The organism is Ruegeria sp. HKCCA6837 (assembly GCF_013034475.1).
Classification (GTDB): Bacteria; Pseudomonadota; Alphaproteobacteria; order Rhodobacterales; family Rhodobacteraceae; genus Ruegeria.
This window is the reverse complement of sequence record NZ_WQGD01000048.1, coordinates 1-4526: the sequence shown is the minus strand read 5'-3', so window position 1 is coordinate 4526 and position 4526 is coordinate 1. Positions and strand designations below refer to the sequence as shown.

Annotated in this window: 3 protein-coding genes; all 3 read right to left on the bottom strand. The window is 62.1% G+C overall.

The genetic code is table 11. The features are described from left to right. Positions 1-54: 54 nt before the first annotated feature. Positions 55-2910, bottom strand: coding sequence for an aminomethyl-transferring glycine dehydrogenase (gene gcvP / locus GOV91_RS22430; protein ID WP_171237127.1), 2856 nt, complete (start codon positions 2908-2910; stop codon positions 55-57). A 149-nt stretch (positions 2911-3059) separates the two neighbouring features. Beyond that, positions 3060-3425, bottom strand: coding sequence for a glycine cleavage system protein GcvH (gene gcvH / locus GOV91_RS22425; RefSeq protein ID WP_171181988.1), 366 nt, complete (start codon positions 3423-3425; stop codon positions 3060-3062). An 18-nt stretch (positions 3426-3443) separates the two neighbouring features. Next, positions 3444-4526: glycine cleavage system aminomethyltransferase GcvT (gcvT, locus tag GOV91_RS22420; protein ID WP_171237126.1), on the bottom strand; the 1083-nt coding region annotated here is incomplete at its 5' end.

Below are 4526 nucleotides of genomic sequence, written 5' to 3'. Positions count from 1 at the left end.
AGTTTCCGATTGGCGAAAACCCCGCCTATGTTTTGGCGGGGTTTTGTTATGGGTTTATTCTGCGGCGTCTGCGTATGCGTCCATTGGGGGGCATGTGCAGACGAGGTTTCTGTCGCCATATGCGTTGTCGACGCGGTTGACGGGGGACCAGTATTTGTCGACGCCCATGGAGCCCGGAGGGAAGCAGGCCTGTTCACGGGTGTAAGGGCGGTCCCATTCGCCGACCAGATCGCGCACGGTGTGGGGGGCGTTTTTCAGCGGGTTGTTTTCCGCGTCGATCTTGCCGTCGATGATGTCCTGCGCTTCCGAGCGGATGGACAGCATGGCGTCGCAGAAACGATCCAGTTCGGCCATGGGCTCAGACTCGGTCGGCTCCACCATCAGGGTTCCGGCCACCGGCCAGCTCATGGTCGGCGCGTGGAAGCCTGAATCGACCAGGCGCTTGGCCACGTCGTCAACGGTGACATGCGCCTCGGCATCCAGCGGACGGGTGTCAAGGATGCATTCATGCGCCACCCGGCCCGTTTCCGAGGTGTAGAGGATCGGATAGGCATCCTTGAGCCGCGCCGCGATGTAGTTGGCGTTCAGGATCGCCACTTTGGTCGCCTGCGTCAGACCCGCGCCGCCCATCAGCAGCACATAAGCCCAGCTGACCGGCAGGATCGAAGGCGAGCCGAAGGGCGCTGCCGAGACCGGGCCCACGGCGGTGCCGTATTCCGGGTGACCGGGCAGGTGCTCTTCCAGATGCGCCTTGACGCCAATCGGACCCATGCCGGGGCCGCCGCCACCATGCGGGATGCAGAAGGTCTTGTGCAGGTTCAGGTGGCTGACGTCACCGCCAATATCCCCCGGACGCGACAGGCCGACCATGGCGTTCATGTTGGCCCCGTCGATATAGACCTGACCTCCATGGTCATGGGTGATCTGGCAGACCTCCTGCACGGTGGTCTCGAACACGCCATGGGTCGACGGATAGGTGATCATGCAGGCGGCCAGATGATCGCTGTGCTTCTCAGCTTTGGCGCGGAAGTCGTTCAGATCAATGTTGCCATTCTCATCCGCCAGCACAGGCACAACCTGCCAGCCCACCATCTGGGCCGAGGCCGGGTTGGTGCCATGGGCAGAGGTCGGGATCAGGCAGACATTGCGCTGCCCTTCGCCGCGGGCGAAGTGGTAGTTGCGGATGGTCAGAAGGCCCGCGTACTCGCCCTGCGCGCCCGAGTTGGGCTGCTGGGAGATCGCGTCATAACCGGTGATCTGGCACAGCTTGTCGTTCAGATCGGCAATCATCTCGTGATAGCCCTGCGCCTGATCTTCGGGGCAGAACGGGTGCAGATTGCCGAACTCGGGCCAGGTGACCGGGATCATCTCGATCGTGGCGTTCAGCTTCATGGTGCAGGACCCCAGCGGGATCATCGCCCGGTCCAGCGCCAGATCGCGGTCGGCCAGACGGCGCATATAGCGGGTGATCTCGGCCTCGGCCCGGTTCTGGTGGAAGATCGGGTGGGTCAGATAGGCGCTTTCGCGCAGCGCATAGTCCGGCAGGCGGTACTGCTTGTTCGAGCTGTCATCGGTGCGGTCGATGCCGAAGGCGCCCCAGACGGCCTCGATGGTCTCAGGCCGGGTCTGTTCGTCCAGACTGATGCCCACTTTCGTATCGCCGACCTTGCGCAGGTTGACGCCACGGGCCACGGCAGCTTCCATGACGGTCTTCTGCAGATGGCCGACCTCGACCGTGATGGTGTCGAAGAACACTTCCGGCTCAACGGCAAAGCCCGCCTCTTCCAGGCCAGCGGCCAGGCGCGAGGTCTTGCGGTGCACCGATTGCGCGATGGCCTTGATGCCGTCGGGGCCGTGATAGACCGCATACATCGAGGCAATGACCGCCAGCAGCGCCTGCGCGGTGCAAACGTTCGAGTTGGCTTTCTCGCGGCGGATATGCTGCTCGCGGGTTTGCAGCGACAGGCGGTAGGCCTTGTTGCCGCGGCTGTCGATGGATACGCCGATGATCCGGCCAGGCATCGAGCGCTTCAGCTTGTCGGTGGTTGCCATGTAAGCGGCGTGCGGGCCGCCATAGCCCATCGGCACGCCAAAGCGCTGGGTCGAGCCGATGGCGATATCCGCGCCCATCTCGCCCGGTGACTTCAGCAGCGCCAGCGACAGGATGTCGGCGGCAACAATGGCGATAGCTTTATGTTCATGCAGTGCCGCGATCTCGGCGGTGAAGTCGCGCACATGGCCATGGGTGCCCGGGTATTGGAAGATCGCGCCAAAGACCGCGCCCGCATCCAGGCTGTCGGGAGCACCCACCTGCACGTCGATGCCCAAAGGCTCGGCACGCGTCTTAATGACCGCGATGGTCTGCGGGTGGCAGTTCTTGTCGACAAAGAAGGCTGCATTGTTCGCCTTGGACCGCCCGCCGCGCTTGGCCATGGCCATGGCTTCGGCAGCCGCCGTGGCTTCGTCCAGCAAGGACGCGTTGGCCACGTCCAGCCCGGTCAGGTCGCTGACCATGGTCTGGAAGTTCAGCAGCGCCTCAAGACGACCCTGGCTGATCTCGGGCTGATAGGGCGTGTAGGCCGTGTACCAGGCCGGGTTTTCCAGAATGTTGCGCAGGATCGGTGCAGGTGTGGTGGTGCCGTAATAGCCCTGACCGATCAGCGAGGTCAGAACGGTGTTCTTGCTCGCCACCTCTTTCATGTGGAACAGAGCATCACGTTCCGTCATCGCCGGACCCCAGTCCAGCGGCTCTTTCTGCCGGATCGCGGGCGGGACGGTGACGTCGATCAGTTCGTCCAATGTCTTGAAGCCGATCACCTTGAGCATGTCGCGCATCTCGGTGGGCGACGGGCCAATGTGGCGGCGGTTGGCAAAGTCATAGGCTTCGTAGTCGGTCAGTTTGAAGGCCATTGCAGCGCTCCTATGAATAAGTCAGGTCCGGCAGAGACCGCGCAGATCTCCGGTGGAAGGCGGGCCAGTCCGGCCCGAGCGGGCGGAGCCCCAAAAGCAGAAGCTCCGGATAAAGCGGTGGAACCCCAGGCGCGGGGCCCCGGTTTGGTTTAGCCGATGAAGGCTTTGTATCCGGCCTCGTCCATCAGGTCCTCAAGCTGCGATGCGTCCGCAATCTTGATCTTGTAGATCCAGGCTTCGCCTTCGGGGTCTTCGTTCAGCGCGCCGGGGTTGTCGGCCAGCGCTTCGTTCACTTCAACGATCTCGCCATCCACCGGAGCATAAAGCTCGGACGCGGCCTTGACGGATTCGATCACGCCGATCTCGCCGTCTTTCTCGAACTCGTCTCCCGCTTCCTGCTGCTCGACAAACACCACCTCACCCAGCTGTTCAGCCGCGTGCTTGGTGATGCCAAGCGTGGCGGTATCGCCCTCAACGGTCAGCCATTCATGCTCTTCGGAATAATAGGTTGCCATCTTGTCTCTCTCCTGACTTCAACGCTTGTAATTCTGTGTGACAAAGGGCAGCGCCACGATCTGCGCCGGTTGCGCCTTGCCCCGAATGATCAGGTTCACCTTCTCGCCGGGCTCACCATGGCCCTTCGACACGTAGCCCATCGCAACCGGACCACCCACCGTGGGGCCAAAGCTGCCCGAGGTGATCTGACCAATCGTGTTGCCCTCAAGGCATTGCACCTCAACGCCCTGACGCGCCGGTGCCCGGCCGTCGGGCTTGATGCCCACCAGCTTGCGCGCCGCGCCCTCGGCCAGTTCCTTTTGCACGCGATCCGCGCCTGGGAACCCGCCTTCTTCCTTGCGGCGTTTTTGAATAGCCCAGCCCAGGGATGCCTCGATGGGCGAGGTGCTCTGGTCGATGTCATTGCCATACAGGCACAGCCCCGCCTCAAGCCGCAGGCTGTCGCGCGCGCCCAGACCCGCAGGTTCGCAATCTTCATGCGCCAGGAAAGCCTTGCTGATCTCGATCGCCTTGTCCTCGGGGATCGAGATCTCGTAACCATCCTCGCCGGTATAGCCCAGACGCGAGATGCGGCATTCAACGCCGTTGATATCGGCCACGGTGGTTTCCATGAACTTCAGATCGCGGGCAGCAGGGCAAAGTTCCCCCACCACATCCTCGGCCTTGGGACCCTGCACCGCCACCAGCGCCCGGTCGAAGATCTCGGTCACTTCGACGCCTTCGAGGTGCGCGCGCATATGCGGAATGTCCTGATGCCGCAGCGCCGCGTTCACAACCACAAAGAAATGATCGCCCGCATTCGACACGATCAGGTCATCCATGATCCCGCCATCCGCATTCGTAAAGAACCCGTACCGCGCCTTGCCTTCCTTCAGCGTCGCATAAGCCTGAGGGCACAAAGCTTCCAGCTTCTCACCCACATTCTCGCCGCGCAAAATCACCTGACCCATGTGAGACACATCAAACAACGCCGCCTTCTCACGACACTGCTTATGCTCCCCCATAATCCCCAAAGGATACTGAACAGGCATCTCCCAGCCAGCAAAATCAACCAACTTACCTCCCAACTCAACATGCAACGAATACAAGGGAGTGCGTTT

Excerpts from the sequence above, each read along its gene's own strand:
- gcvP (WP_171237127.1), bottom strand. The coding sequence starts at position 2,910 with ATGGCCTTCAAACTGACCGACTACGAAGCCTATGACTTTGCCAACCGC.
- gcvH (WP_171181988.1), bottom strand. The coding sequence starts at position 3,425 with ATGGCAACCTATTATTCCGAAGAGCATGAATGGCTGACCGTTGAGGGC.